We start from the raw sequence: 19574 nt of genomic DNA, 5'->3' as shown, positions 1-19574 counted from the left end.
AAATATGAGTGACATTATTAAAGTGAAAAATCGAACGGCGGGTGCCAGCGGTGTGGGGCCGCGCGTTCGGGTGCTATCCTGGCTACACAATATCCATCCCGGTGTAGCGATGAAGCTCGGCATGATTCTGGTGGTTTGTATCGCAACATTGCTGATTGGCGCCTCTTTTATATTATCGTCTTATCTTTCCAGACAACTGCAGGTCAATGCGCTGGAGATGATTAAGACCAACACGCGTATATTCCACAACAGCATATCTAACGAATTCCAGCGAGTGACACGCGATGCGGAGCATTACAGCAATGTTTATATTAACAACTACCAAAACGTTGCCAATAAACCGCTGCGTTACATGGACTCTACTGAATTAAAAGCGGTCCTGAGTAACCCGAACACCAACGCGCATTTCACCGAACTAACCAGCGTATTTGCCAGCACGTTTATTTTGCAAGGCGAGCAGTTTGTGCGCGTTAGTAGCACCTTGCTGGCAAGTTCAGGCAATACGGCAACCGCAACGGCGTTGGGGCGCGACAACCCGGCATTACCGTTACTTTTGAAGAACAAACCTTTTTCCGGCGTAGTGACGCTATTTGGTAAGCAGTTTATTAGTCACTATGAACCGATTGCCGATAAATATGGCCAGGTGGTTGGGGCGGTTGCGGTAGGTTTTGACGTCAAACAAAGTCTGCAACCGATTATTCAGCGTTTGCTGAATGTGCATATTGGCAAAGATGGCTATGCCTACGTACTGGATGCCGGATTTGAACCGGGTCGGATGTTGGTCCATCCCTCATTGAACAACCAGCAGGCCATTAATATTACTGATGCCAATGGTTTTAAGCTATTTGCCGATATGCTCGAACATAAAAATGGCATCACCTATTACAACTGGGTGAGCGGTTATGGCGCATTGCCGAAAACCAAAGTCGCCGTTTATGAATACGTTGAAGGGATTAACTGGATAATCGCAACGACCAACTACGTTGACGATGTCGCCAAAAGCAGCAATCTGGTGCGTAACGGTCTGCTGTTATTCACCGCGCTGCTGCTGCCCATCATTTTATTGCTGATTGCCGTTGCCAGCCGCTTCCTGATTTCCCGGCGCTTAAACCGCGTATTGGGGATTGCGCAGAGTATCGCTGAAGGCGACTTAACGGTGGATGTGCAGGTCGATCATCACGATGAGATTGGCGAGTTGCTGAGCGCGGTAGAAACGATGCGCCAGCGTTTGCACTCGCTGGTCGGTGGTATGGTTTCTCATGCGAATTCGGTGCATCAGGCGTCGCTGCACATCACCGAGGCGGTAGATGGTCAGGCGTCAACCAGCGTGGAAACCTCTTCTTCAGTGGCTGAAATTACCTCTACCATGGAGGAACTGTCAGCGTCTTCCACGCAAATTGCTGAACATTCGCGGGCGGTTGTGGATATCGCCAATCAGACCCTTGATGACTGTAATAAAGGTTCAGAATCGATGTCGCAGTTGCTGATGCGCATGACGGATATTGACACCGACAATCAGCAAAACATGCGTGAAATCATGATGCTCGGCAATAAGTCGACGGAAATCAGTCGCGTGATGGTAATCATTAACAGCGTCGCGGATCAAACGAAACTGATCGCCTTTAACGCCGCGCTGGAAGCGGCCAGCGCCGGGGAAGCCGGTAAGCGTTTCTCGGTGGTGGCAGCTGAAATCCGCCGTCTGGCCGACTCGGTAACGGAATCGACGGTTGAGATTGAGAATAAGATCAGCGAGATCCAAAACGCAATCAATCGCCTGGTGCTGAACGCCGAAAAAGGCGGCGAGAGCATCAAAGCGGGCGCCAGAGCGTGCAAAGTCAGCGCCGAGCATCTGAATGATATCGTCGTGACTGCAGAGCAAACCTCGACGGCGGCGCTGCAAATATCCCTGTCTACCCAGCAGCAGAAAACAGCAAGTAATCAGGTGGTTATGGCGCTGCGAGAGATTGTCGTTGCCAGTAACTATACCTCGCAGTCCATCAAAGACATTCTGGTTGTCAGCCAGGACATGACGCAGTTGTCGAAAGCGCTGAAAGAGGCGTCGTCCTCATTCACTCTGATGGAAGCAGAAGCATGAATAGCGGCAACATTCGGGTGCTGATCCTCGACCTGGGCAGCGCGTCGCGTAATGAGCTGGTCAGGCAACTGGAGGATCACCCGCATATTAAGGTGGTGGGGCAAGCAGCCCATCGCCGGCTGGCGATTCGGTTGTTGCAACAGCTGATGCCCGATCTGCTGATTCTGACGCTGGATACCTCAAGCGCCGATAACGTCGAGGTTGTCGAAACGATTATGGCAACCAGCGCCATCCCCATTTTGGTCATGAGATTTTGCCCAGAAAAACAATGGGATGATGATTACATTTCACGCGGTGCGCTGGCGGTGCTGCATCATAGCAGTGATTTCCCGCTATCAACGGACGCCCTGCATCGCAAAGTAGAATTGCTGGTTGGCGTGAAAGTTATTCGTCATATCAAGGGATTACGCCATCCAGGTGAACCGGTGATGCCAACTGCACGACCGACAACGGATGCCGCACAGTCGCCGCAGGACTGGCCTTTTGTGCTGGCGATTGCCTGCTCGACGGGCGGGCCGCAGGCGCTGAGTAAGCTATTGCAGGAACTCCCCGGTACGTTCCCGTGTCCGGTGCTAATCGCCCAGCATATAGCTGATGGTTTCGCAAAAGATATGGTGCGCTGGCTGGACAGCGTGACCGAGCTGAAGGTACGACTGGCGCAGGAAGACGATCGGGTACAGGCCGGGTATGTATATATATTACCGCCGGAGCAGCATCTGATCGTCAAAAACAACCAGCGTCTGGCGGCGATCCCCAGACAGGAAAGTGACGTTTACCATCCCAGTTGCAATCTGTTGCTGGAGTCGGTGGCTGAAGTGTTTCGCGAAAAAGCCGTCGGACTGATTATGACGGGGATGGGCAGCGATGGCTGTCGCGGCATCGAGCTTATTTTCCGGCGAGGCGGCAGAACGCTGGCGCAGGACGAAGAGAGTTCGGTGGTATTCGGTATGAATAAGAACGCGATCGACAAGCAGTTGATACACCGCACGATCCCACTGGATGGCCTCGCCAAAGTGTTGCTTGCAATGGCGTGTCACGGGCGCTTTGAGAGTAAATTGCCATGATCCCCAATCTTCCTGATTATGCCCGTCTGATCAAAGAACGGGTCGGTTTACACTTCGATAACGCCATGGAAGCACTGCTGAAAACGGCGCTGAGTCGGCGAATGGCTGAGCGAAAAATCAGTGATTACTATGAATACTACGAGCAACTGCGTATCTCGCAGAACGAGTTTGATAGCTTCATTACGTTGATTACGATTAACGAAACCTATTTTTTCCGTGAAAGCGATACGCTGGATTTAATCTGTGACAAGTGGATCCCACGTCTGTTGCAACAGCGTAGCGGCCCGGTGCGTATTCTGAGTGCCGGATGCTCCTCGGGGGAAGAAGCCTACTCGCTGGCTATCAAGCTGCATGAGAAATTCCTCGGCGCGATGGCGCAGCGTATTGAAATTTACGGCTGTGATATTGACCCGGCAATCCTCGCAAAAGCCCGTAACGCCTGCTATTCAAGCTACTCGTTTCGCGGCGTCGACCCGAGTATTCAGCAACGTTATTTTACCCGCTCGGGAAACCTCTACCGGCTGCATGATGAGATTCGTGAGAAAGTCTCCTTTCATCGCACCAACATTATAAAAGAGCAGTTGCTGCCGGAAGTGGACATCATTTTGCTGCGCAACGTGTCCATCTATTTCGACACGCCAACGCGTCGTGAACTGCACGGTAATTTATTGAAGATGTTACAGCCGCAGGGGGCCTTATTTTTTGGCAATGCAGAAACGCTGGCCAACAATTTCGACATTCTAAAACTGGAGCAGGAAGAGGGCATTTTCTATTTTTGTCACCATCGCGAAGCGGCGAAGGTCGCGCCCGTGCCCCGAGCTGCATCGCGCGTTGCGCCGCCGAGAACGGTGGTTGAACAGGACGCTTCTGCGCCAACGGTGCAGCAGAATAATGACTGGCTGAAGAAAGCACGCGCCTGTCTCGATGAGAAATGTTTTTCTGAAGCCGAAAAGTGTATCGCCTGCGTATTACGCGACGATCCCCGTAATCAGGATGCGCTGCTGATCCAGGGGGTGATAGCCCTTGAGCAACGTGAATTTTCTCAGACAGCCGGCAACGCGCAGCAGATCCTCGCGCAGGATGAGTGGTCGGCAGAGGCCAAAATGCTGCTCGGCCTGGCGATGATGTGGCAACACCAGACGCAGCAGGCTATCGCCTGGTTCAAACAGGTGGTTTATCAGGAACCGGGCTACTGGCCGGCACACTATTACCTGGCCGAAATGTACCGACAAAGCGAGCTGCGCCAGCCCGCACAACGGACTTATCGCGTGGTAATGCAGTTACTGAATGCTGAAATGAACAATCCATCATCGGTTTGTCGTCTGCGTTTGCCGATCGTTTTTCCAGGCCATACGTTTCGTTTCCTGTGTGAACATCAACTGGCGCAATTCGCCCACCAAAGTGGCTAATAAGAGCGATTATGGCTATCTGTCTAAAAAAATTCGTTCTGCGCTTTATTGATGAAGGGAGAGGTCATTTGCAGACGATCAGCGAAGGGGCGTTTCTCCTCTCCGCTGATGAGCATACGGAAGCCTGGATAGGCGAGATGTTTCGCGCCGCGCATACCCTGAAAGGGGGCGCGCGGATGCTGAAACTGCAAAGTATCGCCGATGTCACTCATCATCTTGAGGATGTATTGAGTGAGCTGCGTGATAACAAACTGACGCCGGACAGGGCGCTGGGCAATCTGATTCATGAGTCCGTGGAGTATCTCTCCGGCCAGTTGACGCAGCTTTTTGTCAGCGAAGGGGATAATCAGTTGCCACCGGCGGACGCCGGGCTGTGCGAACGCCTTGCCCGCGCCAGCCGGGGAGAGGCTGTCACACTGGCGGTCGAAGGTGCAGGGACAACGGAAAAAGCAGGCACCCCAACGCCTGCAGCGGCAGCCAGCATGGATTCCGGCATTAAGCAGGCCGATTTCGTGCGGGTAAAGCTGAATAAGCTCGATGGCCTGATCGACATCCTGGGGGAAGTTCTCGCCGGGCATGACCGCCTTGAGCAACAGATCCAAAATCTGAGTCAACTGGTCCCGCGACTGCCAGGCCTGAGCGCCGAACAGCTTCGCCAGCAGATCCACGATTTCAGCGCGCAGTTGAAAGAGAGCGTCCAGCTCCAGCATTTGCAAATGTTTGAACTGTACGACGTGGCGGCACGGATCCGCATGCTGCCGCTTTCAACGTTGTTTGAACCGATTTCGCTGCAGGTCAGTGAGCTGGCTTCCACGCTGAATAAGCAGGTGGTATGCCGCTTTGTCGGCGGAGAAGTGGAAATCGATCGTCAGCTGATTGACCGCTTATCGGAGTCGCTGACGCATTTACTGCGTAACGCCGTCGATCACGGGATTGGCGAGATCGATGAACGTCTGGCGCTCGGTAAATCCACGCGTGGCACCATTACCATCACTACCCAACAGGACGGCAGTGGGATACTACTGCGTATCGAAGATGACGGTCGCGGTCTGAACTATGAGGCCATCAGCGCGAAGGCGGTTAGTAAAGGTCTGGTTCCTGCTTCCATGGCCGGGCAGCTCTCCGAGCAGGAGTGTAATGAGCTGATTTTTCATCCTGGTTTTTCTACCAGCAAGATAGTCTCCGAGCTTTCCGGCCGCGGCGTGGGCCTTGATGTGGTGCGCAAAACGGTGGTGACCGATCTGCAAGGAGATTTACAGGTTTATAGCCGTGCGGGCGTCGGAACCAGCTTTAGTCTGCGTCTGCCTGTTTCGCTAACGATGATGCGCATTCTGCAATTTGAAGAGCAGGGACACCTGTTCGGACTGGCCGCGCAGTATGTGGTCGAGGTGGTGGAGTGCACGGCGCAGGGAATTAGCGATATTGCCGGGCGACCCGCCATTATTTTGCATAACGAGTTTATCCCGGTGGTCTGCACAGGCGCCTTGCTGGGTATTAATGAGCGTCAGGGAAGTTCTCCACCGGCTGGGCAGCGGTTAATCGTGGTGCAAAACCAGTTTAGCAAAATGGCGCTGCGGGTGGATAAGCTGCTCGATGAACGCAAGATGATGATCAAACCGTTACCGAAGCATATGCAGCAGCAGTCGCTGGTTTCCGGGATGGTACAAACGCCGGAAAACCAATTAGTCAGCATTCTGCAAGTCCCCGCGCTGATGGCGATGGCGCAGCAATCGCGACAAACCACGGCACCCGCACCGGCGGCAAACGTTACGCCGGATGCCTGGCACGTGCTGGTGGTTGACGACTCCCTCAATACCCGCGAGATAGAAAAGAATGTGCTGGAAGCGCACGGTTATCAGGTCACGCTGGCAGAAGACGGATTGTCTGGACTGCAAAAAGCGAAACTGACCCAGTTTGATGCCGTACTGACGGATGTCGAGATGCCGTTTATGGATGGTTTCACCTTCACCAAATCCTTGCGAGGAGAGAAAAATTATCAGCACACGCCAATCATCATCGTGACGTCCCGCGCAAAGGAAGAGGACCGGCGGCGAGGGATTCAGGTGGGGGCGGATGCCTACATCGCCAAAGGCGATTTCGAGCAGGACAGTTTGATAAAAACATTAAAAATGCTTTTGTGCTGATGGCGCAAAATCGAGAGAGAAGATGCGAATTTTATTAGTTGATGATGATCTTTTTGCGGCCGAACTGGCGTCTATTTTTTTGCAAATGGATGGCTACGATGTGGTGATTGTGGAAAGCGCGATTTCCGCCTTAGCAAGCCTGGACTCGGACAACAATATCGACCTGGTTATTAGCGATCTGCATATGCCAGAGATTAGCGGACTGGATTTACTGGCGTTGTTACGCGCTCAGCACTGGTCCAAACCTTTTATTTTACTGAGTGCCAATGAAGTGACGGCCAGCGACGTTGCGTACGACCGTTGGGTTAAAAAAGATGAAAACCTTGCGGAAAATCTGGGGGCTGCGGTGAACGCGCTACTGCAGCCACCTGCGGTTACGAAATAAGCCTGGGCGTGTGATGAAACAAGAAAATAAACACATAGCGATGGCGGCTGCGCAGGAAAAAATAGCGCGTTTGCGCCAGGGGTTTTTACGTCGAATCCCCGACATGCTGGCGCAAGCGGAAAGATTACTCGTTCAACTGGTCGCAGAGCCCAGCGAAGCCTGTCGTAAACAGCTGTATATTCTGCTGCACAGTATCCACGGTTCGGCGGGATCATTTGGTTTTAGCCCGCTGGCGAATGCTTCAGCAGAAGGTGAGCGTTTACTGACGGAGCCAGAAACGGAGGCTGGCACGCTGCATTACGATGAGCTGCGGCGAATCATTCGCTGGTTGTACACCCTGACTCAGGAGCAGCTCAATCTTGAGCATCGCATCAGCGATACGGATTTCACTTTACCGATCGCCGCGCAACGCCCGGAAGAGGGATATGTTCGGCGGGCCAGCAAGCCTATCTACCTGTGTGATGATGACCTCGACCAGGTTGAACTGCTCGCTACTCAACTGCGCTGCTTTGGTTTTACCTGCCATGTGTTCGCAAGCACGCAGGATTTTAGTCAGGCCGTATTGTTGCAACCGCCTGCCGTGGTAATTATGGACGTCAGCTTTCCGGACAACGCCTACGGTGGACCGCTGGCGATGTCGGATCTGAAGCGCAAAGTGGGTAAACCTTTCCCGGTGTTGTTTCTCTCGTGTCATAGCGATTTTAACGCCCGCATCAACGCCATTAAATCCGGCTGTGATGGTTACTACGTAAAACCGGCTTCGATTACCGATTTAGTACAGGAACTTCACCGCCTGACTCAACCGTCGCTGAGAAAACCTTATCAGGTGCTGATGATCGATGACGAGCCGGCGGTGGCGGAGTACAACGCCGAAATGCTGCGCATGGCGGGAATGGAAGTACATGTATTGGAAAAACCTCACTATTTACTGCACGTGCTGAATGCGCAACCGATCGATCTGGTGTTGATGGATTACCACATGCCGGAGTTCAGCGGCGAGGAACTGACAAAACTGATTCGCCAAATACCGCAACATATTGGCCTGCCTATCGCTTATCTCTCCAGCGAGACCAACAAGCATGCGCAGTTGGGAGCGATGAGTATTGGCGCGGAGGATTTTATTCTCAAACAGGCCGATCCAGAGGAGTTGATTCGAGCCGTATCGATCCGCGCGGAAAGAATGCGCGTCCTGCGTGCCCGCATGTCGCAGGACAGCCTGAGCGGGTTATATAACCACTCGACGACCACCCATTTTCTTAAAAGCGCGATTGCCGAGTCGAACTACAGTGGCAACCCGTTTTGCATGGTGATGGTGGACCTGGATCGCTTCAAAAGCGTTAACGATACCTACGGTCATGCGGTCGGCGATCAGGTGATTGTCGGTATTTCGCAGCTGTTTTCGCATCGCTTACGCAGCACCGATATCGTGGGGCGTTACGGTGGTGAAGAATTTGTCATCATCATGCCTAACACCAGCAGTGACAAGGCGGCGCGGGTGGTCGAACGATTACGTAGAGATTACGAACAGGTCACGTTTTCCGTCAATGATGTCAGCTTTCACAGCACCTTCAGCGCGGGTATTGCGCAGTGGCAGTTTGGCGATCGGATCGAAACGCTGCGCGAACGTGCCGATCAGGCGCTATACGCCGCGAAGCAAAATGGCCGCAACACCTTCTGCGTTGCTGAGTAAAAGGAGAAAACATGAGCCAACAGCTGGAGCACATTCTCGCGCTGAATCATGGCGAAAAGCCGGAATGTGAAAACGTTGATGAGCCGCAGCGTACGCTGGTGTTATTTCAACTGGCGGGTAAGAATTTTGCTTTTTACGGCGCGCAGATCAAAGAGATCCTCGCAGAGCGCCCGATCTCCTGGGTTCCCTGTTGCCCGCCAATGCTTGAAGGGGTCATTAATTACCGCGGGCGAGTCGAGTCGGTGATGAGGCTGGACAGCCTGATCGACACCCCTGCCGTCAATCTGGCAGGTAAACGCACCATCCTGATTGGTTGTGCCGAAAAAATGCAAAGCGGGATCCTGATAGACAAACTGATTGATGTGCTGGACGTTGTTGAAAGCCAGATTCATTTGCCGGGAGACTCGCTGCCTTCGGCGCTGCAAACGATCGCAGTGGGTGTGGTTAACGTGACGGAAACCTGGTTCACGCTGCTCGACCTGAATCTGGTGTTTGATCGTTATCAGGAGACCCGTGGCTATGACGGCTCTCACTAACCTTGCAGCGGTGCGCGTCACGCTGGGTTCGCAGAATTTTTATATTCCGGCCAGCCAGGTTGGACGCTGCGCGCTGGTGACGCATGTTGTACCGGAAATCCCGCGCTTTAGTCACTGGCTGGGTATTGCCGATGAGCCGCAGGAGGGCAGACACTTGCATTTATGCGTTCCTGACAGCGGCGTTGATACCGGCTGGTACTTTTGGGGACAGCTGGAGAACGTGATGCTCTCCAGCGACACCATTTTTGCCGTTCCGCCGCTTCTGGCGCGCAGTTGCCATCTGCCTGCGCTGCGCGCTTTGGTGGGGCGAGAGGCGTTCAGCCCGCTGTTAAGCTGGCGCTGATTAGCCCTATAGCACATCATGCAGGCGTCGCCGTTCTAAACGGCGGTCGCGCAGGGTGGAATAAATAAAGGTAATCACAAACAGCAGGGAAAATAGTACGACGATGGTAGGGGCCGGAGCACTGTCGATGAAAAATGACAGGTACACGCCCATAAACGAGGTAATAACCGACATAACCACCGCCAGCCACAAGGCGTGAGAAAACTTTCGCGTCATTAAAATCGCAATGGCGCCAGGCGCAATCAGTAAGGAGATCGACAAAATAATCCCGACTGATTTTAGCGTGGCGACAATCGTCAGGGCTATCATGCATAACAGGCCGTAATGCAGAAGTGCGGTGTTAAGCCCGCTGGCTTTTGCCTGATGCGGGTCGAACGCATGCAGCAGCAGATCTTTCCATTTAAGTCCGATGATAAGCGCTATTCCCAGCGTGATAACCGCGGTTTGCATGATATCGCTTAACGATACGCCCAGCATGTCGCCGAACAGTATATGATCGAGATGGACTTCTGACTGGATAGAGACGTACAACACCAGTCCCGCACCAAACATGCCCGAAAAGACAATCCCCATCAGAGTATCGCGTTTGATACGGCTGTTATCGTCGAGATAGCCCGTCGCCACCGCACAGAATAGCCCGGCGATAAACGCGCCAATTGCCAGCGGGATACCTGCAATCCATGCCAGCACAATTCCCGGGAAAACCGCGTGGCTCATGGCATCGCCCATTAGCGCCCAGCCTTTGAGTACTAAAAATACCGACAGCAGCGCGCAGGGGACGGCGACAATAGTGGAGATGACCAGCGCATTGACCATAAAGCTGAACTGAAAAGGTTCCAGCAGCATTGTTAAGATCATACTTGCTCCTTGTTCACCAGACGGGCTCGGCGGCGATTCGCCAGCAGACCGTGTTTTGGCGCGAAGACAAATGCCAGCAGGAACAGCAGCGTTTGCAGAACGACAATAATTCCGCCGGTTGCGCCGTCCAGCCAGTAGCTCAGCCAGGCGCCGAAAAAGCTGGTCAGGCTGCCGATAGCGACGGCGATGGTGAGCAGGCGAGGAAAACGATCGGTCAGCAGCCAGGCCGTTGCTCCGGGCGTCACCACCAGGCAAATCACCAGAAATGCGCCGACGGTTTGCAGTGCGGCGACGGTGGAAACGGAGAGCAGCGTAAAAAATAACAGCTTCAACCGGCCCGGGTTCAGACCGATAGACCGCGCGTGGTTTTCATCAAAAAAGACCACCATCAGATCTTTCCACTTCAAAAACAGGATAGTCAGCGAGATAACGCCGATGATGGCCAGTTGCAGAATATCTTCCGGCGCAATCGCCAGCACGTTGCCGAGAATAATGGTCTGAATGTTCACCGACATCGGATTGAGCGACACCATAAATAGCCCGATACCGAAAAAGGACGAAAAAATCAGTCCGATAATGGCATCTTCCTTCAGGCGTGAACGTTGATTGAGAAACAGCATGCTGCCCGCCGCCAGTCCGCCGGAAAGAAATGCGCCAAGCGCGAAGGGAAGCCCTAACATATAAGCTCCGGCAACGCCCGGAACGATAGAGTGCGACAGCGCATCGCCAATCAGCGACCAGCCTTTGAGCATCAGATAGCAGGAGAGAAACGCGCACAGGCCGCCGACCATCGCCGAGACCCACATGGCGTTGAGCATGTACTGGTAGCCAAACGGCTCCGTCAGCCAGTTCATGATTATTTACCCTCGCTTGTCGCGCGTCGCGAAATAAACGGGCGTTCATCATCGGTAATCACGTGTTGTTCACCGCCGCTCAGCGCAACGTGACGCAGTACGCCGCTGAATGCCAGCTCGAGATTCTCGTGAGTAAAGGTGATTTCGGTTGGTCCACTTGCCAGCACCGTGCCTTTAATCATCACCGTGTAATCACAAAACTCGGTGACGGATCCCAGATTATGGGTAGAGACCAGCATGGTCCGCCCCTCATCACGCAGTTCACGCAGCAGGTCGATGATCCGGGCCTCGGTTTTCACATCCACGCCGGTGAAGGGTTCATCCAGTAAAATAACCTGCCCGTCCTGCGCGATGGCTCTTGCCAGAAAAACGCGTTTTTTCTGCCCTCCGGATAATTCACCTATCTGGCGATGGCGATAGTCCAGCATATCCACCCGCGCCAGCGCCGCATCCACGCAGGCGTGGTCAATCTGTTTTGGCCGACGCAGCCACCCCATATGGCCAAAGCGTCCCATCATCACGACATCTTCCACCAGTACCGGAAATGACCAGTCCACCTCTTCTGACTGAGGGACATAGGCAATCAGATTCTGTTTGAGCGCCTTATTAACCGGCTGTTGCAGAATCGATATTTCCCCGTGCGCCAGGCGGACAAAACCCATCAGCGCTTTAAAAAGCGTTGATTTTCCCGAACCGTTTACGCCGACCAGAGCGGCAATTGAGCCGCCCGGTATCTGAAAAGTGGCGTCCCGCAATGCGGTGTGACCGTTGCGATACGTCACCGTAACCTGATTTACGGTAATCGCAGAGTGACTCATGGTTGTCTCTCCAGGCCCTTATTGATGCCGTTGACAATGGTTTGTGTGGTTACGCGCAGTAAATCCAGATAGGTCGGAACCGGGCCGTCGGCAGCGCTGAGCGAATCGACATACAGCACGCCGCCGTAATGTGCGCCAGACTCACGGGCAACCTGACGTGCTGGTTTGTCGGACACGGTGCTTTCGCTAAATACCGTTGGGATATGATGCGCTCTGATCGCATCGATCACCTTGCGTACCTGTTTGGGCGTGCCTTGCTGATCGGCATTGATTGGCCACAGATACAGCTCCTGAAGGTTGTTATCACGCGCGAGGTAAGAGAATGCGCCTTCGCTGGTGACCAGCCAGCGTTTATCAGCAGGGAGCTTTGCCAGTTCTGCATGCAATGGCGCCAGGGTCTGCTGGATTTTTGCTTTATAATTCTGCGCATTTTTCTGGTAGGTGGCGGCATTGTCTGGATCGTATTTCATCAGCGCATCGCGAATGTTATCCACGTAGATAAGCGCGTTCTCCGCTGACATCCAGGCATGCGGGTTTGGTTTACCGTTGTACGGCCCTTCGCTGATACCCATTGGCTGCACGCCGTTTGAGACCATCACTTCCGGTACGCCGGACAAATTTTGGTAGAAGCGGGCAAACCATAGTTCGAGGTTAAGGCCGTTGGAGAGAATAAGCTGCGCGCCTTGCGCCCGTTTTATATCTCCCGGCGTGGGTTGATATTCGTGAATTTCTGCTCCGGGTTTGGTGATGGAGCTGACGTCCGCCGCGTCACCCGCTACGTTGCTGGCCATATCGGCAATCACCGTAAAGGTGGTTATCACTTTAAACTTTTCTTTCGCCCAGGCGGGTGACAGCGTCAGCGCCGTTAACGCGCTGGCAAGGAGAAATGATTTCAGATGGGGCAGATGCGGCATAGTATCCCTCACAACAAAGTGGTTAATTTATCAACGAATATAGCCTTTGCTATGTTATATAGCACAAGGTATAAATAAATGAAAATAATTCTTATTTGCGTAGGGAGCTAAGGAATTGGCGGGGGATAATGCGTTTCACGCCGACAGAATTGCCGGCGTGTCGGTGATGAATTACCTGATGATTACGACTTCTGGAACTCAGTGACGGTGTCCCATGCAATCTGTTGTAACGCTTTGGCGGTAGCAGGGGTCATGTCCGTATCAACGGGAAGCGCGCCACCGACCGGAGACTGGTTATACAGGGTGGCAAAGAATACGCATGCGGCGAGATACGTTCCAGAAATTGAAGGATGTACACCATCATGATAATACAGATTTATCTCCGGATGGGTTTTGCGCGCTTTCTCAAAAGCCAGGCCAACCGGAGCGACATATCCTCCCGTTTTCTGCGCAATAGAGATATAAGCGTCCGCCAGTTTTTGGCTATCTTCGGGTTTGTCTTTTTTCGGCCAGGTCATGAAATAGACGACTTTTGCACCCGCTTGATGTGCCATGTTGGCCATTTGGGTTGCAGAATCAACGAAGTTTTGTCGGGTACTTTCTTTCTTTGAAATCGTTTCTGTGGAGTTCCCCTGTAATACCACTACATCCCATTTCTGTAGCGTGTTCTGGTAGCGCATATTCTCAATTTGCCAGCCTAAATGGCCGCTGGAAATCGTGATCCCGCGATACTTATACCCTTTTGCATGGTCAGGCAATAAAGACTGTGTCAAATCCCGTAATCGGGTATTGATATTGTTGTTATAGAACGTGAACGAGTTGCCATACAGCGCGACGATTTTATTCTCGCCATCCATTTTCGCATGTGCGGAAGGCGCTAATAATGTATCAGCGTGAGCGCAGATACTACTCAGTGCCAGAGCCGTTGCTGTGACAAGCAAAGTTATCTTTTTCATCGGTTATCTCTTAGAAATCGTAACGGAGCCCAACGATAAGCGCATCATCATTGGTTTTTTTGTTCTTACTGGCGAATTCTTTATCGTAAGTAAATGATAACCACGTATCCTCAGCCAATGTTAATTGCGCCTCAGAACGCCAGTCTTCTTTTTCAGCAATATCTTTACCGTCTTCATTTAAAAAACTATACCCGGTGAGTACCTTGACGGTGCCAAAGTTGTAGGAAATGAGCGAATCCATTCCTTTATAATTATTATCACTATTGTTATCACGGGAAATAGAAGTCCGTAATGCGGTTACCGCGACCTCATAGGCTTTATAACCGAGTTGTAACCCTCCCATAATTTGATCGTTTTGATTACGCCCATCGGTGGTCACTACGCCATCCTGTCGTTTGTAACGACTGGCCGCGAGTGCTGGTGTAATTCTAAAATCACCAAATTTGAAAGACTTGCGATAGCTGGCCATCGCGCCGTAATCCAGGGCTTCGTTGTCGCTGTTGCCATTACCGGAGACCCATGCCAGTTGAATTTCGTTACCGGCAAATTTGGCGTTCCACTGAACGGTGCCGTCCTGGCGGTTGAACTGGTACGAATCATCTATAGTTGTAATACCATAGCTATAGATATTGGGAGTGAAGTTTTTATATTTATCGGTCATTTTCATTACCTGATACAACGGGTTTTTGGTTCTCCCGGTGATCAGTTCACCCCATGTTTTATTTGACAGACCGACATAGGAATAGCGGGCCTCCATATCGCTTTCACCGGTATTGTTATCATTTTTTTCGGTACGCACCTGCCATTCCAAACGACCCACGATTTTAGTCTCAGGCAGAATATCCAGATCTCGGGTGAGATAAATACCTACACGGCCACCCAGATCGCTTCGGCTTTCACTGCCGGCAAATGAATTCTGGCCACTTGCTATTTTGCCCTCAACGCGGCCATAGATATCCAGAGTATTGCCATCCTTATTATAGACGTTTAAGGCGAACGCCGAGGAACTCATACCCATAAGTAATATTAGTGAATAATTTTTTAGCTTCATGTCATCCCTCAAACAAGCATAAATTTCCTGACCATAAAAATGAATTTCACAGCGAGGTAATTGTTTGTGGAAATGGAATGTCAGCGGTATGGGAATCATTTTTTCTCGTGATGAAATGTGATTATTCACGCATAAATATCTCCGATTTCACTATTGTATTAATGGTTCTTATATTTAATAAGCATTTTTTTGGAAATATTGCAGTTGTTTAAAATGTAATTCACAAATTACTGTGAAGTACATCGCACTTCTACTTGGTGAGAAAAATGAAAATGGGAATATTGCATTCTCATGGCCATTTTTGGGGTGGGAATACTATTTTCCCCTATAATTTGGAAAACAGATCCCGCAAACTTGATTAATCACATTTTCGATTTTGACGCATTCATTGGCCGGAGAGGCGCTGTATGTTCGGTAAGCAAACAACGGTATTTGATTCTGATCTTTATTCTTCATTGTTCACCCAGGGGCGGATGCGGGAAATATGGTCTGACGACAATCTGCTGCGGTGTTGGTTGCGGTTTGAGGCGACTGTCGCTCGCGTGCAAGGCGAGCTGGGGATTATCCCTGAGCAAGCCGCCGTCGAAATTGAAAAAACGTGCAGGGATATACAGATAGATTGGCCGGCCCTGGCGCAGGAAACGCAGACGGTTGGTATGGCGATAAAACCGTTGATCGATCAGATCTCTGCTTGCGGCACACCGTTGGTCAGCCAGTTTCTGCACTGGGGATGTACCACTCAGGACCTGCTGGACTCTGGCGTGGCGATGAGACTACAACAAACGCTGCACCTGCTGCGCGAGCAATTACTTGATGTTGGCGAAGCGATGAAAGCGATGGCAATACGTCATACCAGGACGGTGATGGTTGCGCGCACCAATTCGGTGGATGCCTCTGCGACAACATGGGGGCTACATGTTTGCAGTTATCTGGCGGAGGTTAACCGCCATCTGATAAGACTCCAGCAGCTGTACCCGCGCGCGGTCACCGGGCTCTTTGGCGGCGCGGTAGGTAATCTGGCCTCGGTGGGCGAGCAGGGAATGGAAACGCGTGAACGGCTGATGCGAGCGCTGGGTCTGAACGTGCCCTGCGGCATTAATAATGCCAGCCAGGATGCGGTTGTTGAAGTCGTGCAGTTTTTTGCCCTTGTTCACGGCACGCTGTGTCGTCTGGCCAACGATGTCGAAACAATGGGACGCACGCCGATTGCTGAAGTGCTTGAGGGTGAGGGCGGCGGAGGGTCGAGCACGATGCCGCACAAAGTTAATCCGCGTGCCAGTAACATGATGCAAACGCTGGCAAGGATGGGATGGATGTATGCGTCTGGCGCCCCAGCAATGCTGGATCAACAGGACGTACGGGCTGCCTCAATGAGGGTATTAAACTGGACAATCCTCCCGGAGGCCTCTAATGCTTTATCGACCAGCCTGACACGCGCAAAGAATCTGATTGCGCATCTCATTATTAATGAAGAGAAGATGCGCGCCAATTTTGACTGTTCGAAGCACTTTATTATGTCGGAATCGCTGACGATGAGGCTTGCCGCCAAAATTGGCAGAGAGTCTGCCTATAACTTAGTTAAAGACCTGCTGAAGCATGCAAACGGTGAGCAGAGTTTCATGGAGATTGTCCAGGCTAGCCCGGAAATCCGCGCATCATTATCTGTAGAGGAAATTGCCGACGCCTGCGAGCCGCTGTCATATATCGGAGCGAACGACGCGCTAATCGCTGAAACTATAGCTGGGTTCGATCGCGTGAAAACCCCAGAGATAGCCTGATGCATCCTGTTGCCAGGAGTGAGAACACTCCTGGCTGCTGGTGGGTCTAAGTATTGTGGGCTGATGCTGAAAATGTTTCGAAAAAGACGAACAACTCCTCCAGTTGGGCAAAATTCCCCTCGCTCTCACCTTTCTCATACGCCAGATGCAATATAAGTTCGATAAAAAAGAAGCCAAGAATACGGCTTTGAAAAATGGATTGTACGTCGCTGGGAAGAACGAACTGCAGATCGCAGAACTTACCGTAAGGATTCGCCTCTGAGTTGGTAACCAGGACCACGACGGCATTCTTTTTTCTGAACCACTTTGCAATATTGAGCGCTACCCGGTTAAATCGGTAGTAGGAGAACACAATCAAGACATCCTCCTCCTCAATATTGAGGAGGCATTTGGGGAGTTCGCTGATGTCCGTCGGTAACAGGGTGATGTCACTGCGAAAGTACTTTAGCAGTGTACAAAAGTGCGTTGCCATTGCATGAGATGATGAAGGGCCGACGACATAAATATGACGTTGATTGTTCAATACCAGATCGATAAACGCATTAAGGCTTTCAATATCGATATTATTTTTAAATTGATTAAATAATTCTGATACTTTGTGGGTGAAATCGGTAACGATACTTTCAGTGGTAATGCTGGGGTTGTTACGTAGTTTGATGTTTTTCTCAAAGGGTGCGGATATTTTATTTTTTGATAGCGTAATGTCTAATGCTTTGCGAAAAGCAGCATAACCCGTAAACCCAATTTTATTTAAAAATCGGCCAATGGTGGCCTTGCTTACCATCGCATTTTGCGAGAGATCAACAATGCCATGATAGGGGAGTTCATTGAAGTGTTTATTAATGTACTCATTAAGTCGGCACTCAGATTCAGTCAGATCACCCATATTAAGAGTAAGTGAGTTATACTCATCCAGACTTAACGTGTTTTTTTTGTACATAGATAACACCCGATGGCTGCTGTATATCAACGTTGTTATAGGGTAATACGCTTTCGACGTCAATCATAGAATGAATATGTTGGAAACCCGCATCCAGCCTTTTCTAAGGGATGCGACCGCATTCAGATGAGTTGCGATCTTACTCACAAAAAGTGGTGGGAAAACACCTTTCCCGTATTTTACAACCACACAACCCATTACAATTAAATCTCAATATTTGAGTATGTAATACGTTAAATTTACGTGCATATTATAGCTGCTTATATATAGGTGTGATTTTTTACTATCCTACATAAGCTATGATGATATGACAGATAACCCTACCCGATTTGTATGGCATAGGAATTGTTATTATGACGGCGTTTATTATAGCAATAGTGATAACAGTTATTGCTGCATGGTTAATTGTGAAAAACTATCAGCCGCAAACTGTTCTATTACTCGCTGGACTGGCATTATTGACCATTACCGTACTGTTTTATCCTGAAAACAGCATTCTTTATGATAAAGCAAAATCCACGGGGTCAACCTGGCTGGATATCTTTAGTTTTGCAAAAGAATCGCTTACCACACAAATCGCGGGTATTGGTCTTATCATCATGGCGGCGGGTGGATTTGCCAGCTATATGGATCACATTAAAGCGTCGAACGCGATGGTGAATATGTGCATTCGACCGCTGCAGGTGATTAAAGCGCCATACCTGATCCTTGCGTTAGGGTATATCTGCGCACAGCTTCTGCACGTGGCAATTTCAAGTGCGGCAGGTCTGGCAATGTTGCTGCTGGTAACATTCTTCCCGGTCCTGGTACGCCTGGGAGTCAGTAAAGCCTCCGCGGCCGCGATGATCGGTCTGTGCGCGTTTATGGATTTAGGGCCCGCGGTTGGTACGGCGAATCTGGCAGCCAAGCATGCTGGCATGGAAAGCGCTATCTACTTTGCTCATTACCAGATGCCAGTGGCGGTGGTCGTAATGCTGGCCGTAGCGGTGGTGATTTACTTCAGCGCGAAGTATTTCGACAAAAAAGATGGCTTTGTTCCTGGAGCGCAAAGCGTAGCACAAGCGGAAGAAGAAGGCCGTAAGGTGCCCGTCATTTATGCGCTGTTGCCCGTCCTGCCTGTGGTACTGGTGCTGGTCTTTAGCCCTTTGGTTATCAAATCCATCAAAATTGACGTGGTCACAGCAATGATCCTTGGCGCGGTCGTCGCGTTTTTCTTCGAACTGGTGGCTACCCGAGATTTCAAAAGCTGCTGCAAAGGATTACAGGTCTTTTTCAAAGGGATGGGCAGCATGTTTACCAGCATCGTTTCCTTGCTGGTATGTGCGGATATTTATGCCCAGGGGCTGCAGAAAATTGGTGCGGTGGACTACCTGTTGCAGTCCGTGCAAAACGCAGGGCTGGGTTTTACCAGCATGACGCTGGTAATGACCGCGCTGGTGGGCGTCACCGCCGTCCTGACTGGCTCTGGCGTTGCAGCCTTTTTCTCTTTCTCCGGCCTGGCACCTTCGATTGCGGCAAAATTCGGTGAAAACGCTGTCAATATGATCCTGCCAATGCAGTTGATGGCGGGAATGGGGCGTTCAATGTCTCCGGTGGCTGGCATCATTATTGCGGTAAGCAAGGCAGGGGAATGCTCACCGTTTATGATTGTCAGAAGAACGCTGCTTCCAGCGCTGGCCGGTATCGCGGCGATGCTGGTTGCCAACTATGTCCTGATTTGAATCCCGAGAGCCTGTTGA

General features: G+C 51.2%; 17 protein-coding genes. 10 read left to right on the top strand and 7 right to left on the bottom strand.

Annotation, left to right across the window (positions count from 1 at the left end):
- Nucleotides 1–4 precede the first annotated feature (4 nt).
- From LA337_18310 to LA337_18275, 8 genes are read left to right on the top strand one after another with little or no spacing between them, the layout of a single operon-like run.
- Nucleotides 5–2095: a methyl-accepting chemotaxis protein gene (locus LA337_18310; protein UBI15101.1), complete on the top strand. Its 2091-nt coding sequence runs from the start codon at nt 5–7 to the stop codon at nt 2093–2095.
- Nucleotides 2092–3159 carry a chemotaxis protein CheB gene (locus LA337_18305; GenBank protein UBI15100.1) on the top strand — a complete coding sequence of 356 codons (1068 nt, stop codon included), beginning with the start codon at nt 2092–2094 and terminating at the stop codon, nt 3157–3159. The genes LA337_18310 and LA337_18305 overlap by 4 nt, the downstream gene beginning before the upstream one ends.
- The gene (locus tag LA337_18300; protein ID UBI15099.1) at nt 3156–4568 is read left to right on the top strand and encodes a chemotaxis protein CheR; all 1413 of its coding nucleotides are present in this window, start codon (nt 3156–3158) and stop codon (nt 4566–4568) included. The genes LA337_18305 and LA337_18300 overlap by 4 nt, the downstream gene beginning before the upstream one ends.
- A gap of 11 nt (nt 4569–4579) precedes the next feature.
- Nucleotides 4580–6712 (top strand): response regulator, encoded by a 2133-nt coding sequence (locus tag LA337_18295; GenBank protein ID UBI15098.1) that lies wholly within the window; start codon nt 4580–4582, stop codon nt 6710–6712.
- 22 nt (nt 6713–6734) lie between these two features.
- The gene (locus tag LA337_18290; GenBank protein UBI15097.1) at nt 6735–7097 is read left to right on the top strand and encodes a response regulator; all 363 of its coding nucleotides are present in this window, start codon (nt 6735–6737) and stop codon (nt 7095–7097) included.
- Nucleotides 7098–7110: 13 nt separating this feature from the next.
- Nucleotides 7111–8787, top strand: a complete 1677-nt coding sequence (locus tag LA337_18285) for a diguanylate cyclase (protein UBI15096.1) — start codon at nt 7111–7113, stop codon at nt 8785–8787.
- Nucleotides 8788–8798: 11 nt separating this feature from the next.
- The gene (locus LA337_18280; GenBank protein ID UBI15095.1) at nt 8799–9323 is read left to right on the top strand and encodes a chemotaxis protein CheW; all 525 of its coding nucleotides are present in this window, start codon (nt 8799–8801) and stop codon (nt 9321–9323) included.
- The gene (locus LA337_18275) at nt 9307–9666 is read left to right on the top strand and encodes a hypothetical protein (protein ID UBI15094.1); all 360 of its coding nucleotides are present in this window, start codon (nt 9307–9309) and stop codon (nt 9664–9666) included. Before LA337_18280 ends, LA337_18275 begins: the two co-directional genes overlap by 17 nt.
- A gap of 6 nt (nt 9667–9672) precedes the next feature.
- Here LA337_18275 and sitD read toward each other — a convergent pair whose 3' ends face one another.
- From sitD to LA337_18245, 6 genes are all read right to left on the bottom strand, one after another.
- Nucleotides 9673–10524, bottom strand: coding sequence for an iron/manganese ABC transporter permease subunit SitD (sitD, locus tag LA337_18270; GenBank protein UBI15093.1), 852 nt, complete (start codon nt 10522–10524; stop codon nt 9673–9675).
- The gene (gene sitC, locus LA337_18265; protein ID UBI15092.1) at nt 10521–11378 is read right to left on the bottom strand and encodes an iron/manganese ABC transporter permease subunit SitC; all 858 of its coding nucleotides are present in this window, start codon (nt 11376–11378) and stop codon (nt 10521–10523) included. The genes sitD and sitC overlap by 4 nt, the downstream gene beginning before the upstream one ends.
- A gap of 2 nt (nt 11379–11380) precedes the next feature.
- Nucleotides 11381–12196: an iron/manganese ABC transporter ATP-binding protein SitB gene (gene sitB / locus LA337_18260; GenBank protein UBI15091.1), complete on the bottom strand. Its 816-nt coding sequence runs from the start codon at nt 12194–12196 to the stop codon at nt 11381–11383.
- Nucleotides 12193–13110 (bottom strand): metal ABC transporter substrate-binding protein, encoded by a 918-nt coding sequence (locus LA337_18255; protein UBI15090.1) that lies wholly within the window; start codon nt 13108–13110, stop codon nt 12193–12195. The genes sitB and LA337_18255 overlap by 4 nt, the downstream gene beginning before the upstream one ends.
- A gap of 182 nt (nt 13111–13292) precedes the next feature.
- Nucleotides 13293–14066, bottom strand: a complete 774-nt coding sequence (locus tag LA337_18250; protein UBI15089.1) for a hypothetical protein — start codon at nt 14064–14066, stop codon at nt 13293–13295.
- Nucleotides 14067–14076: 10 nt separating this feature from the next.
- Nucleotides 14077–15117 (bottom strand): porin, encoded by a 1041-nt coding sequence (locus tag LA337_18245; protein ID UBI18510.1) that lies wholly within the window; start codon nt 15115–15117, stop codon nt 14077–14079.
- A 407-nt stretch (nt 15118–15524) separates the two neighbouring features.
- On the opposite strand from LA337_18245, the gene LA337_18240 reads away from it, so the two are divergent.
- Complete coding sequence (locus tag LA337_18240; GenBank protein UBI15088.1) at nt 15525–16895, top strand: adenylosuccinate lyase family protein; 1371 nt, start codon at nt 15525–15527, stop codon at nt 16893–16895.
- A gap of 46 nt (nt 16896–16941) precedes the next feature.
- Here LA337_18240 and LA337_18235 read toward each other — a convergent pair whose 3' ends face one another.
- Nucleotides 16942–17835, bottom strand: coding sequence for a MurR/RpiR family transcriptional regulator (locus LA337_18235; GenBank protein ID UBI15087.1), 894 nt, complete (start codon nt 17833–17835; stop codon nt 16942–16944).
- Between the two features lie 353 nt (nt 17836–18188).
- Between LA337_18235 and dcuC the strand changes: the two genes are divergently transcribed.
- A complete protein-coding gene (dcuC, locus tag LA337_18230; protein UBI15086.1) occupies nt 18189–19556 on the top strand; it encodes a C4-dicarboxylate transporter DcuC in 1368 nt (455 codons plus the stop codon).
- Nucleotides 19557–19574 lie beyond the last annotated feature (18 nt).

The organism is Citrobacter europaeus, assembly GCA_020099315.1.
In the GTDB taxonomy this organism is placed as follows: domain Bacteria; phylum Pseudomonadota; class Gammaproteobacteria; order Enterobacterales; family Enterobacteriaceae; genus Citrobacter; species Citrobacter europaeus.
This window is presented reverse-complemented; position numbering and strand designations above follow the sequence as displayed.